Here is a 20,419-nt window from a genome sequence, read left to right on the forward strand (position 1 = left end):
GCTTGACCGCTGGCAGACGGTTTTACGATATAATACAAATATCTGAGGGAGGTACATGAATGAAAGGAAATCGAAACAAAGTGAATAAATGGGCTTCGCTGCTGCTGGTCGGCACGCTTGCCGCGGGTACGCTTATCGGATGCTCACAGCAAAATAACGGAGCGAATAACGGGGCGCCGGACACGGCATCGCCTGATGCCGCACAGGCAAATGGCAATAAAGCGGAAACGCCGCTGAAACTCAGCATCATGCTGCCGATTTTCAAAACGAATTATCCGAAGGACGATAGTCCGGTCGCAGCAGAGCTCGAGAAGAGCACGAACACGGACATTCATTTCGAGTGGGTGCCGAACGCTTCCTATGTGGATAAATTTAATATTACACTTGCGTCAGGCAAGCTTCCGGCCATCATGTATGTACCCGATGTAAAATCGCCCAGCTTCGTGAATGCCGCTAAATCAGGCGCATTTTGGGAGCTCGGCAGCTATTTGAAGAACTATCCGAATCTTAGCGGCGCTAATCCGGTCATCTTAAACAATTCCTCCATAGAAGGCAAAAACTATGGCATTTATCGCGGCCGCGCCCTCGGGCGAAACGGCGTTTATTACAGAAAGGACTGGCTCGACAACGTAGGCTTGCCCGTACCGGAGACCATTGATGACTTTTACAACATGCTGAAAGCGTTTAAAGAGCAGGACCCTGACAAAAACGGCAAGCCTGACACTTACGGACTGGTGCTTGTAAAATGGACGGGAGGCTGGGCGAGCGGCTTTGACAATATTAAACTTTGGTTCGGCGCGCCAAATAAATGGGGAGAAGTGAACGGCAAGCTCGTGCCGGACCACTTGACGCCGGAATATTTCGAGGCGTTAAAATTTATGAAAAAGCTCTATGACGAGAAGCTCATTAATCAGGATTTCGCCATTATGGATTCCGCGAAATGGACCGATCCGCTCGTGAACAATCAAGCTGGAGTCATTATAGACGTCGTGGACGGCGCGGCCCGCGTCGACGACAAAATTCACGCTGCGCTGGCTGCTGCAGGAAAGGATCAGCCGGATGTTCATTTCGTGGACGTGTTCGGCGGCGTGAAGGATGCTGCCGGCGTGCTTCATACACTGCCGACCTCCGGATTTGCAGGCATGCTGGCCATTCCAAAATCGGCGGTAAAGACGGAGGAGGAGCTGAAGCGCGTTTTGACGTTCATCGATCAGCTTAATGCGCCGGAATTGCAGACAATGCTCGGCTATGGCTTGGAAGGCAAGCATCATACGATAGAAGAGGATTCGGTTGTAGTCAGCAAGGATACGGTGCTTATGGAATCCGAGGTGGAGGGTCTCAATCAAATACTGACCTTTATTCCTGAGGACCGCGCCAAAAAAGTGAAGCAAACGCCGCTGAGGCTGAAGCAGACGGAGCTGCAGAAGGAGAATGTGAAGAATATCGTTACAAATCCTGCGGAACCATTCATATCTAAGGTATACACGGAGAAAGGCGCGCAGCTGGATAACATTCTCAATGATGCCCGCATTAAATTTATCGTCGGACAGCTGGACGAAGCGGGCTTCACCGCAGCTCTCGAGCTGTGGAAGAAGAGCGGCGGCGATGATCTGGTCAAAGAAATGAATGAGCTATACGCAGTCGGCAAATAAATCAGCAGTATACAATAGGCAGAGCCCGTTTGCGATAAAACGGGTCTTCTGTCTATTGCCGTAGTGGTAAAGGACTGTAATCTAAAAAAAGACTTGTTCATTTCACCGATGCGATATATTCTTGGACAATGAATACTCCCACCACTTACCGATACTGTCGCTTCGGTTGAAGTGGGGGTTTCTGATGTATCTTCCTTACTTACTTCAGGATGCTTAACACCAGTGGAGTTGACACGTTGACGGTCTGGTTACCATCCAACCCCTCTATCCCATCCATTCCTTGAGCGGATACGTTTGGGAATACTTTACGCATGATGTTCGCTGCGCCGTTCACATCGGCATGAATCAGGCCCTTCGTGCTCGTATACAGCCCTCGATGAATCCGCTTGCCAGAGAAGAGCCATTCCCCCTCTTCATCATAACGCGGCAATGGGTCTTGATCGAGGAAGCTGGCTTTCGAGGTGTACGCTTCTTCGGTCAACGTAACGGCTATTCCCTGTTCAGCAGCTTTATACTGAATCATCTCAACGAGCATCTGGTGCGGGATGTGACAGAAAGACTGATTGTTTCGCCTTCCAATCGCTGACGCTTGCTTCCATCCATCGTTATGCCCAATGACGATCGTGCCAATCTGTTGCTCCACTGCCAATTGAACGATACGACGGCTTACTTTGTGGAACAAGTCTTTGATCCTGCGATGGCGCTTCAGATGCAAGCGTTCCAATCGGCTGGAGGTATATGCGCCTTCACACGGTTTCTTGCCCTGACGAAGAATACCGATATAATGAGCCTTCATCTTGTTGTAATATTGATTAATCGCTTTGACCATCTTGCCCTGCACGAGCATCGGTTTCAAACCGGTAGTCGTAACGATGGTTGCAAGATTATCAACGCCAAGATCAATCGCGAGTACGTATTTTTTCACTGCTTCCTTCTTTTCTAACAGATATACGAAGACCATTTCGACGACATATTGGCCATGGCTCGGCACCACACGCACCTGCTTCAGTTGTCCTCCGGTACAGCCTAGCTTGCCGATGTTAAGCTGCAGCTTAGTTTTCGGAAGTTTAAGAAATTTCTGTTCTTTGATCACGCAATCCTGGTTGGAGAACACGACTTCTTTCACTTTACTGCGGGCATATCCCGGTATACAAGGCTTTCCGCTGTATTTCCCGGGATGCTTTCGGTAGTCCTTCATACTGGCGAAGAAAGATAGCCAGTTTTGAAATGCAATCTTCATGATGCCTTGACTGCTTTGCGCGGGGAGTGCCCGATANTGCTTTCGGTAGTCCTTCATACTGGCGAAGAAAGATAGCCAGTTTTGAAATGCAATCTTCATGATGCCTTGACTGCTTTGCGCGGGGAGTGCCCGATAGTCGCTCTGATCCATCACTTTGAACAATGCATCCAAGAAGTTATAAGAAACAAATGGCTTCTCCTTGGAAGGCAGCTTGAACAGATGGGAACGATTCTTCTCGCTCAGCCGTTCGTTCATCGCATTGATATGTGCTTCCAATGTACTCATCACTTGTTGTTGCAACGGCTGCAATGACTTCTGCCCAAAGGAAGTAAACACCTGTCGGATGTAAAAGTTGGTTATATTTTACAGGTTCTTGGCGTTCTGACACGCTTGGTCCAGATACGCAAACAGCCGATGGCCGGGTTTGACCCACACTTGATAAGTCCTGTATTTGGGCATTGAATCTGTCATGCACCCCCTATCGACCACTTACGGGAACGTATGTTCTCTTATACTATATCACTAAAACTTGAGGAAGGAAAGAAGTTCTTGTAGTAAGTTCAGGAGGTCGCCGATTCACCTCGCCACTTGCAGAAGTTGAAGTCCTCTCGGCGAGAACTGATAGAATTGAATGCGTTTACATTAGCGGTTGAGGTTTGGAAAATACATATCTGATTCGGTTGGTGAGAATATGCTAAAGGAAATGAACTTGAAGCTCGTGCTTAGCAAAAAAGGAAAAAACGGAGCAAAAGGACGCTTTTACCGGAAAAGCTTAATTATGATTCTTATCGTAGCCAGCATACCGGGGCTTATTACCGGCGCGCTCGTTTACGGGATAGCAGGCGGACGGCTGGAAAGCGAGCTGCTGCAATTGCACAACAAGCAAATTGAGCAGAGGGCACGGAGCATAGACATGCAATTAACGAATTTGGAGCTGACATTATCCCATTGGGCGTTTGATTCCAAATTCGATTACAGTCTCGAAAGCCGCAACTTTATCCAAGACTTCGAGAAGGCGCGGGACATTACGAAGACGCTGCTCGTTATGCAGGGCTCGAATACGATTAACAAGCTGGTTGAGCTTTACCTCGGAGGTGACGGGCAGCCCGTCCTGTTCGATCCTGAGTATGCGCCGCTTACGGCTAAGCCGGCTCATGACCTCTATGAGGGACTGCTGCGGTCGGATAAAGTAACTTATTGGACCGAAGCGGCGTTTGACCCGCAGCGTCCTCAGGCGAAGGAGCTGACACTGGTTCACCATATACCCGGAGGGAGCTTAAAGCCGTTTGGGGCGCTGCTTATTCGTCTGGATAACGAGAAAGTAGGGGACATGCTGCGCTCGATGACGCCCTATGACGGCGGAGAAACGTTTTTTCTGCAGGATAACGGCAAGCTGTTTGCTTCTACGGGCGGAAACGGTATCGAATCGCCCTTCGTTGCTGCTTTAAGAGAAGAAATAGCGGCTAAGGGCCGTGACGAGGGCTCCTTCTTCTTCGATTGGAGCGGATCTACCTTTACCGTTACATACGGCAAATTCTCAAGAATTGCGGACAGCTGGACCTATGTATCGGCATCTCCGATTACGAGCATTACGGCGCCTGTCGTATTCATATCCAAAATCATTTTTACGGTCAGTCTTAGCGCTTTGCTGCTGGCTGCTCTGCTTGCATGGTTCGCGTCGCGTACGATTTACTCGCCCGTCAACCGGCTGTTGACTGTGCTTATGGCCGGCAAATCGCTGCCTCAGGAAAACGGGGACGAGTTCTCGCTCATCGAACGGCAATGGCATAACTTGAGCAGGGAGAGCACGGAGCTCCATTCCAAACTGTCGGAGCAGCTCCCTTACGTGAAGGAAAGCTTCCTGCATCAGCTGCTGCAAGGTTACTTGTATGCCTATTCGGAAGAGGATTTGCTTGGACGGATGGAACGCTACAAGTGGAAGGTGGATAACCACCGGTTTATCGTCATTTATATGCAATTGACAGGAATGACTAGCCTTGAAGGGAAATTCAAATACGGGGACGAAGGGCTTGTCACATTTGCTGCGGTCAATATGATCGAGGAGTTCGCGGCTCAGCACTTCGAGCAAAGCAAAACGATCAATTTCCATGATCTTTCGGCAGGGCTGCTGCTGATCGTGCCGAAAGATGGCGACTACGCTTCGGAGCTTCATGCCTTTGGCGGAGAGCTGACGCATGCGGTCAATCATATTTTGAACATGCGCCTTACGATTGCCATCAGCGAACCTGCAGATGCGGTTTCGAATATCCCTTTATCGTTTGAAGAGACGAAGCATGCGGCAAGCCAGCGGAATTTCGGGAACGAAAATCAGCTGATCGATATCGGACAGCTGCATGCCCGCGGAGACAGCAGCGAGGAGCCGCAATATCCGTTTACGCTGGAGCGGGAATTCATTCAGGCGCTGCGAACCGGACAGGCAGCGGATGCCGGCGAGCTGTTGCGCGCTTTTCTTGATACGCTCTCGTGCAAAGGGGCAAAGGCGGTCGATGTACAGCAGGGGATGCTGCATCTGCTAGGAAGCGTTCAGCATGCCATTATGGTTTCCGGGATACAGCCGACCCGCCTGTTCAAATGCGTGAATATGTATGAACAGCTTTCACAAATACGGGAGCCGCAGCTTATTTTGAGCTGGTTTCAAGACCGCGTTTGCGAACCGTTTCTGAAAGAGCTTGGCGGGCGTTCCGATTCTCAGGTGAAGAAGCTGATCGAGCAGGCGATGATTTATTTGCAGCAAAATTATATGAAGGATATTTCGCTCGACAATTGTGCGGATCATATCGGTACGAATCCGTTTTTCTTGAGCAAATCGTTCAAGCAGGTGACCGGCAAAAACTTTATCGATTATTTAACCGGGCTCCGCATAGATAAGGCGAAGGAGCTGCTTCGGGAATCCGGTCTTAAAATTAATGATGTCGCCGAGCAGGTCGGCTACCAGCACAGCTACTTCAACCGGATATTCAAAAAGTTGGAGGGCATGACGCCAAGCATGTACCGCGAGCTAAGCCAAGCGGAATAAGCGGCTTTAACGGTTATCAATAAAGTGCTAATCCGTTAAAAATGTGCAAGTCTAACGAAATCCCCAATCAAAAATGTCTAATTGTCTGCAAGTGACAGCCTCTATAAGATGCAGGTATGCGTGAGGCAAACCTGCATTTCAAAGGAGGCTATTTAACAATGTTATCACCAAAATCCGTTAAGCTGCGTTGGCTGAACAACTCAGGGAAAGAACCGGCCGGGTTAACTTTCGGCATTCCGTGGAAGGAAGGGGACTTGCGGCGGGAGGAGTCACTTGCACTTCAACAAAAAGGCGGCGGACAGAAAGTCGCTATGCAGAGCTGGCCAACCGCTTATTGGCCCGACGGCAGCGTCAAATGGTCCGCGCATGCAGCGGTTTCTAAGGCCTCCGCGCCGGACGGCTACGAGGTTGTCAAAGGGAATGGCGCCGAACCGGCTCATTCGGTCACCGTGAAGGAAACAGATGAATCCATTGTGCTGAATACGGGCGTTATAACGTTAGCCGTACGAAAGCAAGGAGAGAAGTTCATTGACCGAATCCTCCGAAACGGCGTCTTGATGTGCAGCGGAGGCAAGCTTGTAGCAGTCAAGGAAGGCCGCAGCTCCGTCTCAGGCGTTAAGACCATTCGCGAGGAAAGCTTTGCATGCCGTGTGCATAAGGTGACGGTCGAGCAAAGCGGACCTGTCAGGGCGGTCGTCAAGCTGGAGGGGAAGCATCGCTCCGATTCCGGAACGAGGGAATGGCTGCCGATTACACTGCGGTTATATGTGTACGCGGGTCTTGAAACGATACGTATCGTACACAGCTTCCATTACGACGGCAATCCGCATTCGGATTTCATCAAAGCGTTGGGCATAACCTTCACCGTTCCGATGAGAGGACCGTTATACAACCGCCATGTTCGGTTTGCGGGGGACAGCGGATTTTTTAGCGAATCGCCGAAAACGCTGCATACCCGCCGGACAAAGGGCAAATACAGGGAGCTCTTCGAGCAGCAAACTAAGGGGGATTCCGTCGTTTTTGACGCTGAGGAAGACCGTTATTTTCTAGGACTGCTGGATGATTCGGCTGTATGGGATGATTTCAAGCTGGTGCAGCGCTCAGCCGATCATTACGGGGTATGGAAGCGGACGAAGGAGGAATGCTGCTGGATCAAGGCGGCCGAAGGACGAAGAGCAGGCGGCCTTGGGTATGTCGGCAGCGAAGGCGGAGGCCTGGCAGCAGGCTTGCGGAGCTTTTGGGAGAAGCATCCCTCCAGTCTCGAAATTGGCGGAACAGCTGCGCAGGAGGCGAAGCTTACCGTTTGGTTCTGGTCGCCGGACGGCGATGCAATGGATCTTCGGCACTATGACACGAAGACGCATGTGGAATCGTCCTATGAAGGAGCGGAGGAGCTGCGGGCAACCCCGTACGGCATTGCCAATACGAGCGAGCTGACGCTTTGGTGCACCCAGGAAACGCCGGGACCGCAGCGGCTGCAAGCGATGCGGGAGCAAATCGGATCGCCGCCAATGCTCGTTTGCGAGCCTGATTACCTGCATGAGACGCGCGCATTCGGCTTGTGGGGGTTGCCGGATCGCAGCACGCCGGCGAAGTCGTATTTGGAGGATAAGCTAGAGGGCATCGTGGCCTTCTACCAGTCGGAGGTCGAACAGCGGAGGTGGTACGGCTTTTGGGATTACGGCGACTTCATGCACAGCTATGATCCGGTCAGACATGTATGGAATTACGATCTAGGCGGCTGCGCTTGGCAAAATACAGAGCTTGCTCCGAATATGTGGCTGTGGGTAATGTTTCTGCGGTCGGGCCGGGAGGATGTGTTCCGGCTTGCTGAAGCGATGACGCGGCATACGAGCGAGGTCGATGTCTATCATTTTGGCGAATATGCGGGGCTCGGTTCCAGGCATAATGTCGTTCATTGGGGCTGCGGGTGCAAGGAGGCGCGGATCGCCATGGCCGGCCTTCACCGCTACTACTACTATTTGACTGCTGATGAACGTATTGGCGATCTTATGGATGAGGTGAAGGATGCGGATTTCTCGACCGTCAACCTAGATCCAATGCGCGCTTATTTTCCGAAGGACGAGCACAAGACGCATATCCGGATCGGACCGGATTGGGCGGCCTTCAGCTCGAACTGGATGACCAGATGGGAGCGCTTCGAGGACCAGTCTTACCGCGACAAAATTGTTGTAGGCATCGATTGCGTCAAGCAAGCTAAATTCGGGCTTATTTCCGGGCCGACCTACGGCTATGATCCCGAGACTGGAATACTGGCCCCGCTTGGCGACGATAATTGGGGACGTCATTTAGCGATAAGCATGGGTGCGCCGCAGGTATGGTTCGAGCTGGCAGCCATGCTTAAGGATCCGGAATGGGAAGCGATGATGGCCGAATTCGGCGTTTTTTATAACCGGTCCCAAGAGGAGAAGGACCTCATTACAGGCGGAGAGATCAAGGACAGCAACTTTGCGCATCCGGTGCTTAGCATGGCTATTGCGGCGTTCGGCGCCTACTTTAAACAGGATGCTTTTACAGCGAAGCATGCTTGGAGAGTGCTGCTGCAAAACCCGTTTGCGCAAACAGAGCTTCGGGAAGAAGCGGCAACCGTTACGTATGTCGGCGAATTGAAGGAAATTGATTGGATGAATACGAATGAAGCGGCGCAATGGTCGTTGAACACGATCATCAGCTTAGAGCTGATAGCCGATTGGCTGCCTGAAAGTATCACGGAGGCTATGCGATGATATCGCCGGAATGGAGACTGCTTTACAGCAATCCGCTGCAGTCGCCGGAAGATTTGAAGCATTTTCGGGTGGAAGGAGAAGCGGTCATGACATTCCCCGGGGGACGGCTGCGCCTGGAAAGCGCTCGGGAGCAAGGCGAGGGGAAGCAAGCAAATTTTGTGCTGTGGTGCCCGGAGAGCTTTCCAGCCGACATAGCTGTGGCATGGGAATTTAGGCCGATCCGCGAGCCGGGCTTGGCTATATTATTTTTCGCTGCAGAAGGAGCAAACGGTGTTGATTTATTCGATACGGCGCTTGCGCCGCGCTCAGGCGAGTACGAGCAATATCATCATGGGGAAATGAGTGCCTATCATCTCTCGTATTACCGCAGGCGCTGGCCGGATGAGCGGAATTTTCACACCTGCAATCTGCGGAAGAGCTACGGCTTTCACTTAGCCGCTCAAGGTGCAGACCCGCTGCCTTCGGTCGCGGATTGTACAGGCTTCTATCGGATGCTGCTTAAGAAGCGGGACTCGCACATAGATTTTTCGATTAACGGGCTTCCCGTGCTGTCCTGGGTCGATGACGGGGCTGCCTTTGGTCCGATACTCGGAGCGGGAAAAATCGGGTTTCGGCAAATGTCGCCATTTATAGCGGAGTATACGAACTTGAACGTCTATGGACTCGCGGAGCGGGAATAAGGATGAGTGCAGCATATAGTTGCTAACTGCTGGTACAGGAAGGAGAAGAAGCTTATGCCGAAAATATTACTATGCTTTCCAGAAGGCAAGCATAAGGCGTTAACAATGAGCTATGACGATGGCAAGACGGCGGACAGAAAACTCGTATCCATCTTCAACCGTTATGGCATTAAAGGATCCTTTCATTTGAATGCAGGCATGTTCGGTACGGGTAACCGGTTGGCGGAAGAGGAAGCGGCAGCTCTGTATGAAGGACATGAGGTGTCCGCTCATACGCTTACCCATCCGACGATTGCGCGCTGCCCGAAGGAGCAAATCGTGCATGAGGTGATGGAGGATCGAAAAGGGCTGGAACATCTTGTCGGCTATTCCGTACGCGGGATGTCTTACCCGAACGGATCATTTAACGAAGAAATTAAACGGATGCTTCCCGCTTTGGGAATCGAATACGCACGGGTCGTGCAAACGACGGGAGACTTCTCTATGCCTGATGATTGGCATGAATGGAAGCCGACCTGCCATCATAACGACCGCTTGCTCGAGCGCGCGGAGACGTTCGTCGGTCTGCACAAAACGCAATATTTGTATTTGATGTACGTATGGGGACATAGCTATGAGTTTGATAATGACGGTAACTGGGAGCTTATCCAACGTTTTTGCGAGCTGATCTCGGGTCAAGACAACATATGGTACGCTACGAATCTGCAGATCGTGGATTACATGAAAGCATACAGTCAGCTGAAGTTTTCCGCGGATCTCAGCTTCGTATATAACCCGTCGGCAGCTAGTGTATGGCTTAGCGTCGACGGCGGCATCGTCGAAGTGAAAGGCGGCCGCCAAGTGAGTTTCGCATAAGGAAGCCAGCCTTAGAGTTTAGGAGGGACAACGATGAAGGAAGAGGCAATAGATGCAATAAAACTGGGGAAAATCGACATTAGCGCTGCGGGGCCGCGCTGCAAGCTGCTGCTTGGTGATTTGAACGGGGATGGCCGAATGGAGCTGCTGCTCGTGCAGCCTGATAACCGGCAGGATGTTCGTTATATCCCTCATCAGGTACAATGCATGACCGCCTTCGACCTTGAAGGTCAATTGCTATGGCAGAGAGGAGCTCCGAATCCGGGGGCAGGCAGCCAAGGCTCTGACTATCCGGCCCAAATCTACGATATAGACGGCGATGGCAGGCTGGAGGTTTTATGCGTAATAGACGATCAGTTTCATATTATCGACGGGGCAAGCGGAAAGGTGAAGGAAACGTATCCGCTCCCTGATCCGCATGCCCATGACTGCATCATTATTGCGAATTTGTCCGGAAACGAATGGGCGTCCGATATTATTTTGAAGGACCGCTATCACAAAATATGGGCGATGAACCGGCAATTTCAGCTGCTGTGGACGCATGAGGGAAATCCGGGCCATTTTCCTTGGGTCTACGATATGAACGGAGACGGCAAGGACGAGGTGATGGCAGGCTATGATCTGCTCGACCCGCAAGGAAGGCTGCTCTGGAGCTGCAGCGATCTGGAAGATCATGCGGACTGTATTTGGGTCGGGGACGTAAATGGTGACGGCGTACCCGAGCTCGTCATCGGGGGAAGCGTGACTGTCATGTACGACCGGGACGGCAGGGAGCTGTGGCGGCATGAAGGATCGGTCGAATCCCAGCACATCGCGCTTGGGCGGTTTCGGAGCGACTTGCCCGGTATGCAGATCGCGGGTCTGGATCGTATCGCTCGTGAGGATGACGGTTTTGGACGGAAGGGAAAGGACGCTTTGTTTCTGCTCGATTCGGAAGGAAGGGAGCTTTGGAAGGAAGACCGCAGGACGGACGGCTGGCTGACGATTATCGAGACTTTGCGAAACTGGGAACCGGGCGCGCCCGATTACATACTCGCCTACCGCCGGGGCGGAGGCGTGTATCCGGCCTTATATGACGGGTGGATGAACGAGGTCGTTAGGTTCCCGTCGGACGGTTACGCCGTTCATGCGGATTTGTTCGGCAGAGGGATGGAGCAGGTCGTTATTTATAATGATTTTACCGCCACGGTCTATTCCAGCCGGTATGTTGATATAAGCGAGATCCCTGCCGGCGGAAAGCAGCTGCCGCAGCCGAAGCGCCTCTACAGCTCGACGCTGTATCCTGGAGGCGAAGTCTAGTCTGACAAAGCGGCTGCGCGATTAAGATGAGTCTGACTGTCATGCTGTATCAAGGGGTATTGATGATTAGATTATGGATTTTGGATATACGCACAAAAGAAAAAACACCGCTGCAGTGGTTTGACCAGGCTGGATCAAGCTTGATCAGGATTGATAAACCACTGCAGCGGTGTTTATTTGCAGTGTTATAAAGAACGAGCTAAAGATCGTACCCCTCATTTAGTCAGGAGCGAAGCCGTATTGGGTCTGGCGCATTTCAAGACGATAAAGCTTGTTAGTTTGGGACAAATAGAGAGAAAAGTTTGCTCTATTTCGTCAGAAATGGCGCTTCAGCCACCGGATGGCGGGGGACTGGGGAGAATAGAGAAAGAAATCATCTCTATTGCTGCTTTTTGGGGTAGATGGGAGAAAATAGAGGAAATAATTTGCTCTTTTTCGCCAGAAATGGCGCTTCAACCGCCGGATGGCGGGGGACTGGGGAGAATAGAGAAAGAAAATCTTCTCTATTGCTGCTTTTTGGGGTAGTTTGGGGCAAATAAAGAAAAGATTTTGCTCTATTTCGTCAGAAATAGCGCGTCAGCCGCCGGGAGGCAGGGCGTTCCACTAACGAACCGTTTCTGACGAAATCGTTCAAAAGCAAGCTGAACGGGTTTCCGCCATTCATGTAAATTACATCATTTTGTCAAGGCATTTTGGATTATCATATTCTAAATCGGTGAAATCAACCTTTTGAAATCCCATTTGCACAAAATCTTCCTTGCCTCTTTTGCATATTTATTATTTTCCTTATGTGGAGATGCTGTTGTAATAAACAACAATCATTCCGCATACAGCCCTTCGTAATGAAAAATAGATGATTCCAAATTCATGAAATATATGGTAATATAAATACGAACACTAGTTCTGTATTGTGTGGGAATTGCAAAAGAGGAAGGATGGTGCTGCAATAGTGACGAACCGGTATTCAGAAATAGATGAGTTGATTGCATATATTCATCAGCATATTTATGAGCCGCTGCCTCTTTCCCGGTTAGCCGGATTTGCAGGTTATAGTACATACCATTTCACACGCATTTTTAAAGAGAGAATCGGTCTTTCTCCCTTATATTATGTTTCCTCTCTTCGATTACAAAAGGCAAAAGATTTGCTGCTGCACACGAATTTGAGCGTTCGTGATGTCGGATTGGAGATCGGACAACAGAGTCTAGGCACTTTTACCTCCCGCTTTACCGAGAAGGTAGGGGTAACGCCCTCTGAATTTCGAAATTCGACGCTTCAAGCGGACAATCACTTACGCACATTGCAACAGCTTAAACATTGGAGTCCGCTGCATCTGCCTTCCAAACGGCATGATCGAATAGAAGGGAGCATTCACACCGAAATTCCTTTTGAAGGTGTCATTCTGATCAGCTTGTTTGCCAAACCGATTCCGGAAGGACTGCCATTATACGGGACGCTGCTTTCCTCTTTGGGGGATTTTTGTTTGACGGGCGTCAAGCCGGGCACCTATTACCTGATGGCGACATCGGTCTCTTGGGGGATGCAGGCGAAGGATTTTCTACTTCCGCATACAACCTTGCGCACAAGGTCAAAGGAGCCGATCATCGTTACGCCCTACTTCTCCGTTCCGCATCAGCAGGTAATGCTTCATGCTCCCCGCCCGGACGATCCTCCGATCCTGATTTCCTTATCCCTGTTAATGAATAATTTCCTAAATCGGGTAAATCGAAACAGCACTCATTATGAAAGCGCAAGCCTGGACGGACAGGGGCAAGCCTAGCCTTGAGCAAGCGGCTTTCTACGGGAAGCAGCTGCTTTGTACGGCGTTACTTTGTTTTTGCCGGTCGTCTTCGAATGGTACATGGCTTCATCGGCTTGCTTGATCATTTTTGGAATGTCCCCGCTCTCCTTGGAGGTGCTGAAGCCTACGCTTATCGTTACGATCGTCTCCTGCTCAATTCTGCGGCGGATGGATTCGGCTACGATTTCAGGCTTTACCCGTTTGATACTGATGCAGCTCAGAAGCTCTTCTCCGCCGTAACGTCCTGCCGAACCGATTCCGCTTGACTCCTCCTTAATGATTTCGGCAACCTGCTTAAGAACGCCGTCTGCCTTATAATGGCCATGCGTATCGTTTACTTTCTTAAAGTTATCGATATCGCAAAAAAGAACCGCAATCGGCTTGCTGCTTTGCAGCAGCTGTTCGGCCTTCAAATAAAAATGACGCCGGTTATATAATCCGGTCAAGCCATCCATTATAGAGGATTGATACGAATATAGGAGGCGCTCGATAACCCATTCAAAGAGCAGTACAAATAACAGCGTGTAATAAACGATCGGCAGCAGCTGGCTCATCGAAATTACCCAAATAAGCGAGCCGTGAAAAACGTAGGCATCAGCGAGCCTTGCAAGCTCGCTTGCGATGAAGACGATGAGGCTGGCGTAATATTTGGAGCTCATATTCGCGCTTCTTGTGTCAAGCATGATCATGAAAATGACGATTATGCCATAAAAGTCGAGTGCGGGAAACGTAAGGTTTTGCGAACGGATTGCCGTCTCCATCGTTAAGGGCGCAATTGCAAATTGTATGCCTGCAATGACGCATGTCATCATACTCATAATAATAAAGGGTATGACTTTCAGCTGAACAGAACGCCCGGTATATAATTTCATGAAAACAAAGTTTATAATAATAAAAGAAATGATTTGCAATATGGTAAAATCCAAATAAAGCCACGAGGATAATGACCAGCCCGGAAAGGCAAGAGCGGCGAGCAGGCACTGCTTGACGATAATGAGCGTTATAGCCGTAATGAGCAAGCGATAAATGCTTTTATTGCGGTAGCTGATATACAGCCTTACCGACATAAAGAGCATTAAGACGAGAATGACGATGACGGCCGACGAGGAGAGCAGCTGACCGTTCGGGCCTGAAAGCCATTGTGTAATTGACATGAAATAACCACCATTATGCAGGATTGGATTCAATAGCTTTACAGAAACATATGTTCTAATATATCATGTTTTACGGTGAACGAATAGTTTGGAAGATGCGTTCACGTTGAAAGGATGGGACACATGAATATTTTACAAGCGTTGTTTTTTCCACCGGAGCAGCCGGGCGGAGTTTCTTCTATGATCCCGTACATTCAGGATAGATTTATAAAGCTTGGCTGGCAGATGGAATTGTTCTCTCTGCCTAAGCGCGTAAGAAGCAAAGGACAAGAGGAGGTCGTATTCGAGACATTCGATCATACGGCCTACAGCGGAAACCTGATTGTAGATAAATATATACAAACCTATAAAGACTACGTATGGTGGACGAAAATGCGCATCAGCAAGCCGTACGATATTATACATGCTCATCATCCGATTGCGGCGCTCGTCATGAAGCAGCTTTTTCCGGATACGCCGCTAGTGGTGACGATTCACTCCAGCTATGAGCGCGAGCTTATTTTGAACGGGAAAATTAAAGACGGCGGTCCGGAGCATCAATTTCTAATGAGTATTTACGGGGAGCTGGAGGCGAAGGCGGATCATTTGCTTACGGTATCCGAGTCGTTTCGTTCCTACATAGCCCCTTATATCAAGCATCCGGAACGGATTAAGGTGATCCCGAACGGCTTTGATGAAAAACGATTTAAGCCGATCGCCCATGAAAATGCGGTTACTCAGCTTATAACGGTATGCAGGCTTGTCCCGGCGAAGGGGCTCGACGTGCTGCTGCATGCATGCGCGGAGCTTAAGAAGAAGGGCCATCCGTTTGTTCTGCATATTATTGGAGACGGACCGATTCGAGAGGAGCTTGAGGCATTAGCCGTTCAGCTCGACTTGTATGACGATATCATCTTTTACGGCTACATGCTGCATCCTGAGGAATTTATGCCATTTTTTGACGTATTCGTACTGCCGTCGCGGGCGGAGGCGTTCGGTTCCGTATTCGCGGAGGCGGCATTGTGCTGGCTTGCACTCGTGGGCACGAACGTAGGGGGCATTGCCGAGCAAATCGAAGACGGAGTCAATGGCTTGCTGGTACCGCCGGAGGATCCGGCAGCGCTGGCCAACGCGCTCGAGAAGGTCGTAACCGATCCGGTGTACCGGTATAATTTGGCTAGAGCAGGGTGGGATAAGGCGAAAAAGGTGTACTCGCTGCAACGCGTGATTGCACAGCTGAAAAAAGTTTACATCCATATGAAGCCGGAATAACGGCTCACTCTATCGGACAGGTGGTTTTGGAATGTCGGTACCCTTTCGATTCATTCATGCAGCAGATTTACATCTGGATAGTCCGTTCCGCGGGCTTGTAAAGGCGCCTGACCACGTAAAAGAGGCATTGACGGACTCAACCTTCGCGGCGCTGCGGCAATTAACGAAAGCCGCTATTCGCGAGCAAGTGGATTTTATCGTTCTGGCCGGCGATTTGTTTGATGAAGCCGATCGCTCGCTGCGGGCCCAGCTCATGCTCGTTCGGGAGTGGGAGAAGCTGGAAGATCATGGAATTGCCGTGTACGTCATTCATGGAAACCATGATCCGCTAAATGGCGCGCGGGCAGCGCTAAAGCTGCCGTCGAACGTCTATGTTTTTGGAGCGGATCAAATGGAATATCGGCCGGCTTACCGTAAAAGCGGTGAGCTGGCTGCTTTTGTTTACGGCAGATCGTACGGTACGCGCGTGGTGACGGAAAATGTGGCAGCGGGGTACCTTATTCAGCCCGAGGCGCCGTTTCACATCGCGCTGCTGCACGGCAACGTCGACGGCGACGGATCACATGACCCATATGCGCCATGCGCGCTGGACGAGCTAATTGGCGGCAAAGGCTTCGATTACTGGGCGCTTGGCCACATCCATCACCGAAAAGTGATGCATGAATATCCGCATGTCGTTTATTCCGGAAATACGCAGGGAAGAAATCCTCGCGAAACGGGAGCGAAGGGCTGCTATATCGTAGATGTGACGGCAGCGAGAGCTACCCTGCTGACCTTTTTGCCGCTAGATGAGGTGCGTTGGTTCGAGCATAGCTGTTCCATAGCTGCGGTTAGCTCGGAGCAAGAGCTTTTACAGCAGCTCGACGCAGAGATTGACCGGATTTTGGCCGAGGCTGAAGGCCGTTCCGTCATGCTTCGTCTTTGCTTGACCGGCCGCGGCCCGCTGCATCAGAGGCTGACCGAACCAACGGTCATTCGAACGCTGCTTGAGCAGCTTCAGGAGGGAAGACCGTATTCGTCCGGCGAACCGTGGGTACTTGTGTACGGGCTTGAGGCGCATACAGGAGCTGAGCTCAATTGGCGGGAGCTTGCAGCAGAGGACAGCTTCGCCGGGGAGATGTATCGCTTCAGCGCCGCATTAGCAGGGGATAAGACGCTGTGGCGGGATTTTGCAAGAGACGCGGTGAGCCCGCTTGCTAGTCATCCGAAGCTGGGCAGGCTTATGAAGGACAAATGGGACGAGCTGCCGGAGCGCTGGCTGGTGCTGGCGCGGGAGCTTACGCTTGGAACCATCCATGGAAATGATCAGGACTGATGATCCTTAAGCACTAGGCTTATACGACAACCTTTAGGAGATGACGATGAAGCATGAAGCTTTTGAAGGCTGAGATTGACGGTTTCGGACAGCTGTATGGGCAGCAGGTTCCGCTCGATGCGTCCGTGATCATCGTGTACGGTCCGAATGAAGCGGGCAAAAGCACGATGTTCGGCTTTATCCGATCGATGCTCTTCGGCTTCGCCAAACGCGGGCAGCCGAATGAGCGGCAGGAGCCTGTAAATGGCGGCAAACACGGAGGCCGGTTGTTTTTTCGGGATGCGGCGGATGAGCAGTACGTGGTTGAGCGTTATGCGGCTGATGGCTCAGGCAAGCTTAGACTGCGCGGATTAGGTCATATGCCGAGCGGAAACGGGCTGTTGAAAGATCGTTTGGATTCGACTTTCGATGCTGCTGAAGCCGCTTTTGCGGAAGGCGCAGTGCTCACCCAAGCGGATTGGGAGCGGAAGTTTCTTGGAGGCGTCAGCGAAAGGCTGTACCGGCAATTGTTTGCAATCACGCTTACCGAGCTGCAGGAAGTGGGCGCGTTGTCCAGTGATGAGCTCGGACGATATTTGTACCAGGCGGGTTGGGACAGCGGCAAAACGATTGCGGCAGCAGAGAAGCGGTTAGCACAGGAAATGGAGTCTCTATTCAAGCCTCGCGGCACGAATCAGCAAATTAACCGGCAGCTGAAAACGTTCGAGCAGCTCGAAACCTCGCTGCGGAAACGGGAGGATGCAATCGCCTCGTACAATGAGCTGACGCAGCAGACGGCGAAGCTTGATGAATGGCTTCAATGGCTTGCGGAGGAGCTGCCTGCGAGAGAGGCTCGTCAGAAGCTGCTGAACAAGGCATGCTCGGCTAGGCCGCTTTGGATTCGAAAGCAGAAGCTGTTGATAGAGCGCGAGAGAATCGCCTACGCTGCCCGCCTTCCGCTGCATGCGGAGAAAAGCTGGGAGGAGCTGCTCAGACATCGGGCGGAGCTTCGCGAGGAGATCGAGAAGCATAGGCAGAAAGCCATGCTGCTGGAGCTTCAGCTTGAGGCGGTTAGCTGCGACGAGCGGCTGATCCGTATCGGGGATGAAACGGAGGCATTGCTTCAAACGTCGGATAGCATGCGAAAGCTTAAGCAGGATAGCGCTGAGCTGGATGCGGAGCTGAGGGAGCATGACGAGAAGATTGCGAGGCTGGTATGCAGCATTGCGCCGGAGTGGACGGAGCGGCAGCTAAGGGAGCTCCATGTAACCGTCGCCGACCGCGATTATGTAAGGAGCGCAAGGCAGCAGGAGCTCGAGCAGCTGCGGACGGAGGAACGGTTCGCGGCTGAGCTGGAGACACTGGGTCAGCAGGAGCTTGAAGCAAGCCGCGCATGGGAGGAAGCAAGATCAGCTGTAGAACGCGATACGGCCAGGCAAGGGCAGGCTGGCGGCGTAGGGTTTGAGGTGCTTCCGCACACGCGGGATGCGCTGAAGGGGGCGTGGAACGCCCTCGATAGCGCGCTCCGCGAGTGGGAGCTCGAGCGGGCGCGCTCTGCCGGAGCCGCCGCAGGCGCGAACGGAAGCGATGCGGCTGGCCGCGGCGCGGCAGCAGCGGGCCGAGGCGGAGCCGGCCTGCTGTGGGCTGCGGCGGCAGGCGCTGGCGGAGCCGCGCTCGCGCTGGGGGCTGCCGCGCTCAGCGGCGCTGCCGGCGGAGCGGGCCTTGCTGCGCTGGCGCTGGCGGGAGCAGCGCTGGCGTTCATTATCGCTGCGCTGCTGCGGAGCCGCAGCGCAGTCCATGCGGCAGACGCGAATGGTGAGCGGCTGCGCGGACAAGGGCGTGGAAGAGGACGGGGAGTCTTACATACGGCAATTGGAACGGCTGATGCAGCGCTAAGCGAAAGGGAGATGCGTGTGCATCAAGCGCTGGAGGCTATGGTGTATGAGCCTCAAGAGGCGGCGGCAGCTTTGCTTGCCGCGAAGCATCACAGCTCGGCTGAGCACTTGCTCGCAGCCGAACAGGCGCGCACACAGCTGCGCGCCGCAGTCGAAGCCCGTCTCGAGACGCTGCAAAACAGCGAGCGCCTCATCGACAACTGCAGCGAGCTCGCCCGCCGCCTGGAGCGGCTGCGCGCGCACGCTGCAGGACGCAGCGAGGCCGCCGCCGCCGCTGCGCAAGCAAGGCAAGCCACCGCCCGGCAATGGGCCGGCTGGCTGGCAGCACGCTCGTTGCCCGCGGGCATGTCGGCGGCAGCAGCGCTCGAAGCATTCGAGCTTGCCGAGCAAGCCATGCAGCGGCTGCAGCAATACGACCGGCTTGCGGCGAAGCAAGCCGCCGCAGGCAAACAGCTGGCCGCTTTCGCTAAGCAGGCTGCCGAATTGTGCGCGCATCTCGAGGAAGCTGCCGCTCAGCTGCCCGCTGACCCGGTGCTCGCTTTGCGGCTGCTGCATGCCGAGACGCGCCGGCACGCCGCAGCAAAGCAGGAGGCGCTCGGCATCATCGCGCGCCGTGAGGAGCTGCACATGGCAAGGCAAGCTGACGAGTTCAGATTGCAAGAGCTGCAGCAGCAAATCGCCCTCCAAATGGATGCGGCAGGTCTTTCAAGTGAAACGCAATATGAGCTGGCGCTCGAGCATCGCCGCTCCCTGCAGGAGCTTGAGCTTGAGCTGTCTAAGCTTGAGCTGGAGATGACGGCAGGTATGCCGGAGGAAACGATTGCCGAACTGGAGGAGCTGTATGGGACATATGATGATGAGCGGCTTCAAGCGCTGCAAGCACGATCGCAGGCTGAGCTTGATAAGCTGGAGGAGCAGAAGCGGGAGCAGCTTGAGCAGCGGGGAAGATTGCATCAGTCTCTCGATCATCTGCTGAAGGAAGAGGAGCACCAAAGGCTCGTTTCCGAGAAAGAAATGACGGTTGCGCAGCTGGAGACGGATGCGGAGCGTTATGCAGTCCTTTCGGTAAGCGCTGCGTTAATAAGCCGAACGAAAAGGATCTATGAGGAAGAGCGCCAGCCTGTCGTTCTCCGCAATGCATCTCGGATGATCGCGAAGCTGACGGACGGCAAATATATCCGGGTGCTGACGACGCCGGGAGAGCCCGGGATAAGACTTGAATCCTCGGAGCGCCGTCTCATTGACAGCGCGATGTTAAGCAGGGGGACGGCAGAGCAGGTGTACTTAGCGATGCGCTTCGCTTTGGCGGAAGAAGCCTCGCGCGGGGCCAAACTGCCGCTTATGCTGGATGATGTGTTCGTCAATTTTGACCGAAAGCGGCTGCATGCCGTTACGAAGCTGCTGGCGGAGCTATCCGGCGAAAGGCAAATTATTGTGATGACCTGTCATGAGCATGTCCGGGACGCTATGCTTGCTCATTGCAAAGACGCCGTGCTCCTTCAAATTTAATGATT

At 52.4% G+C, this 20,419-nt stretch carries 13 protein-coding genes and 1 pseudogene; 11 read left to right on the forward strand and 3 right to left on the reverse strand.

Annotated elements, in window-relative coordinates:
* Positions 1-59: 59 nt before the first annotated feature.
* Positions 60-1,652 (forward strand): extracellular solute-binding protein, encoded by a 1,593-nt coding sequence (locus tag ASG81_RS09955; RefSeq protein WP_056632710.1) that lies wholly within the window; start codon positions 60-62, stop codon positions 1,650-1,652.
* A gap of 199 nt (positions 1,653-1,851) precedes the next feature.
* On the opposite strand, the gene ASG81_RS09960 is transcribed toward ASG81_RS09955, so the two are convergent.
* Together ASG81_RS09960 and ASG81_RS32640 are read right to left on the reverse strand one after the other, a co-directional pair.
* The coding region (locus tag ASG81_RS09960; protein WP_235548799.1) for an RNA-guided endonuclease InsQ/TnpB family protein at positions 1,852-2,928 on the reverse strand (1,077 nt) is incomplete at its 5' end.
* 1 nt (position 2,929) lies between these two features.
* Positions 2,930-3,363, reverse strand: a pseudogene (locus ASG81_RS32640) (RNA-guided endonuclease InsQ/TnpB family protein); the annotation flags it as partial.
* Between the two features lie 220 nt (positions 3,364-3,583).
* On the opposite strand from ASG81_RS32640, the gene ASG81_RS09965 reads away from it, so the two are divergent.
* From ASG81_RS09965 to ASG81_RS09995, 7 genes are all read left to right on the forward strand, one after another.
* Complete coding sequence (locus ASG81_RS09965; RefSeq protein ID WP_235548800.1) at positions 3,584-5,929, forward strand: helix-turn-helix domain-containing protein; 2,346 nt, start codon at positions 3,584-3,586, stop codon at positions 5,927-5,929.
* A 158-nt stretch (positions 5,930-6,087) separates the two neighbouring features.
* The gene (locus ASG81_RS09970; RefSeq protein WP_056632717.1) at positions 6,088-8,676 is read left to right on the forward strand and encodes an exo-rhamnogalacturonan lyase family protein; all 2,589 of its coding nucleotides are present in this window, start codon (positions 6,088-6,090) and stop codon (positions 8,674-8,676) included.
* Positions 8,673-9,356: a DUF1961 family protein gene (locus tag ASG81_RS09975; protein ID WP_056632720.1), complete on the forward strand. Its 684-nt coding sequence runs from the start codon at positions 8,673-8,675 to the stop codon at positions 9,354-9,356. The genes ASG81_RS09970 and ASG81_RS09975 overlap by 4 nt, the downstream gene beginning before the upstream one ends.
* Positions 9,357-9,410: 54 nt before the next feature.
* Complete coding sequence (locus tag ASG81_RS09980) at positions 9,411-10,211, forward strand: polysaccharide deacetylase family protein (protein ID WP_056632723.1); 801 nt, start codon at positions 9,411-9,413, stop codon at positions 10,209-10,211.
* Positions 10,212-10,244: 33 nt separating this feature from the next.
* Positions 10,245-11,510, forward strand: coding sequence for a hypothetical protein (locus ASG81_RS09985; protein ID WP_056632726.1), 1,266 nt, complete (start codon positions 10,245-10,247; stop codon positions 11,508-11,510).
* 240 nt (positions 11,511-11,750) lie between these two features.
* Entirely contained in the window at positions 11,751-12,035 is a 285-nt protein-coding gene (locus ASG81_RS09990; RefSeq protein WP_056632729.1) for a hypothetical protein, read from the forward strand.
* Between the two features lie 424 nt (positions 12,036-12,459).
* Positions 12,460-13,290 carry a helix-turn-helix domain-containing protein gene (locus tag ASG81_RS09995; RefSeq protein ID WP_056632732.1) on the forward strand — a complete coding sequence of 277 codons (831 nt, stop codon included), beginning with the start codon at positions 12,460-12,462 and terminating at the stop codon, positions 13,288-13,290.
* Here the strand turns inward: ASG81_RS09995 and ASG81_RS10000 are convergent.
* Positions 13,287-14,465 carry a GGDEF domain-containing protein gene (locus tag ASG81_RS10000; protein WP_056632734.1) on the reverse strand — a complete coding sequence of 393 codons (1,179 nt, stop codon included), beginning with the start codon at positions 14,463-14,465 and terminating at the stop codon, positions 13,287-13,289. The two genes, ASG81_RS09995 and ASG81_RS10000, sit on opposite strands and share 4 nt — an antisense overlap.
* 123 nt (positions 14,466-14,588) lie before the next feature.
* Between ASG81_RS10000 and ASG81_RS10005 the strand changes: the two genes are divergently transcribed.
* From ASG81_RS10005 to ASG81_RS10015, 3 genes are read left to right on the forward strand one after another with little or no spacing between them, the layout of a single operon-like run.
* Positions 14,589-15,716, forward strand: a complete 1,128-nt coding sequence (locus ASG81_RS10005; protein ID WP_056632736.1) for a glycosyltransferase family 4 protein — start codon at positions 14,589-14,591, stop codon at positions 15,714-15,716.
* Positions 15,717-15,747: 31 nt separating this feature from the next.
* A complete protein-coding gene (locus ASG81_RS10010) occupies positions 15,748-17,031 on the forward strand; it encodes a metallophosphoesterase family protein (RefSeq protein ID WP_056632739.1) in 1,284 nt (427 codons plus the stop codon).
* A 53-nt stretch (positions 17,032-17,084) separates the two neighbouring features.
* Positions 17,085-20,414: an AAA family ATPase gene (locus ASG81_RS10015; RefSeq protein ID WP_056632743.1), complete on the forward strand. Its 3,330-nt coding sequence runs from the start codon at positions 17,085-17,087 to the stop codon at positions 20,412-20,414.
* The last annotated feature ends 5 nt before the right edge of the window (positions 20,415-20,419 follow it).

The organism is Paenibacillus sp. Soil522, assembly GCF_001428245.1.
Taxonomy (GTDB): Bacteria; Bacillota; Bacilli; order Paenibacillales; family Paenibacillaceae; genus Pristimantibacillus.

What these genes read in the sequence shown, in the direction of transcription:
- ASG81_RS09985 (WP_056632726.1), top strand. Translation starts at nt 10,245, where the DNA reads ATGAAGGAAGAGGCAATAGATGCAATAAAACTGGGGAAAATCGACATT.
- ASG81_RS10000 (WP_056632734.1), bottom strand. Translation starts at nt 14,465, where the DNA reads ATGTCAATTACACAATGGCTTTCAGGCCCGAACGGTCAGCTGCTCTCC.
- ASG81_RS09965 (WP_235548800.1), top strand. Translation starts at nt 3,584, where the DNA reads ATGCTAAAGGAAATGAACTTGAAGCTCGTGCTTAGCAAAAAAGGAAAA.
- ASG81_RS09980 (WP_056632723.1), top strand. Translation starts at nt 9,411, where the DNA reads ATGCCGAAAATATTACTATGCTTTCCAGAAGGCAAGCATAAGGCGTTA.
- ASG81_RS10015 (WP_056632743.1), top strand. Translation starts at nt 17,085, where the DNA reads ATGAAGCTTTTGAAGGCTGAGATTGACGGTTTCGGACAGCTGTATGGG.
- ASG81_RS09970 (WP_056632717.1), top strand. Translation starts at nt 6,088, where the DNA reads ATGTTATCACCAAAATCCGTTAAGCTGCGTTGGCTGAACAACTCAGGG.
- ASG81_RS09975 (WP_056632720.1), top strand. Translation starts at nt 8,673, where the DNA reads ATGATATCGCCGGAATGGAGACTGCTTTACAGCAATCCGCTGCAGTCG.
- ASG81_RS10010 (WP_056632739.1), top strand. Translation starts at nt 15,748, where the DNA reads ATGTCGGTACCCTTTCGATTCATTCATGCAGCAGATTTACATCTGGAT.
- ASG81_RS09955 (WP_056632710.1), top strand. Translation starts at nt 60, where the DNA reads ATGAAAGGAAATCGAAACAAAGTGAATAAATGGGCTTCGCTGCTGCTG.
- ASG81_RS10005 (WP_056632736.1), top strand. Translation starts at nt 14,589, where the DNA reads ATGAATATTTTACAAGCGTTGTTTTTTCCACCGGAGCAGCCGGGCGGA.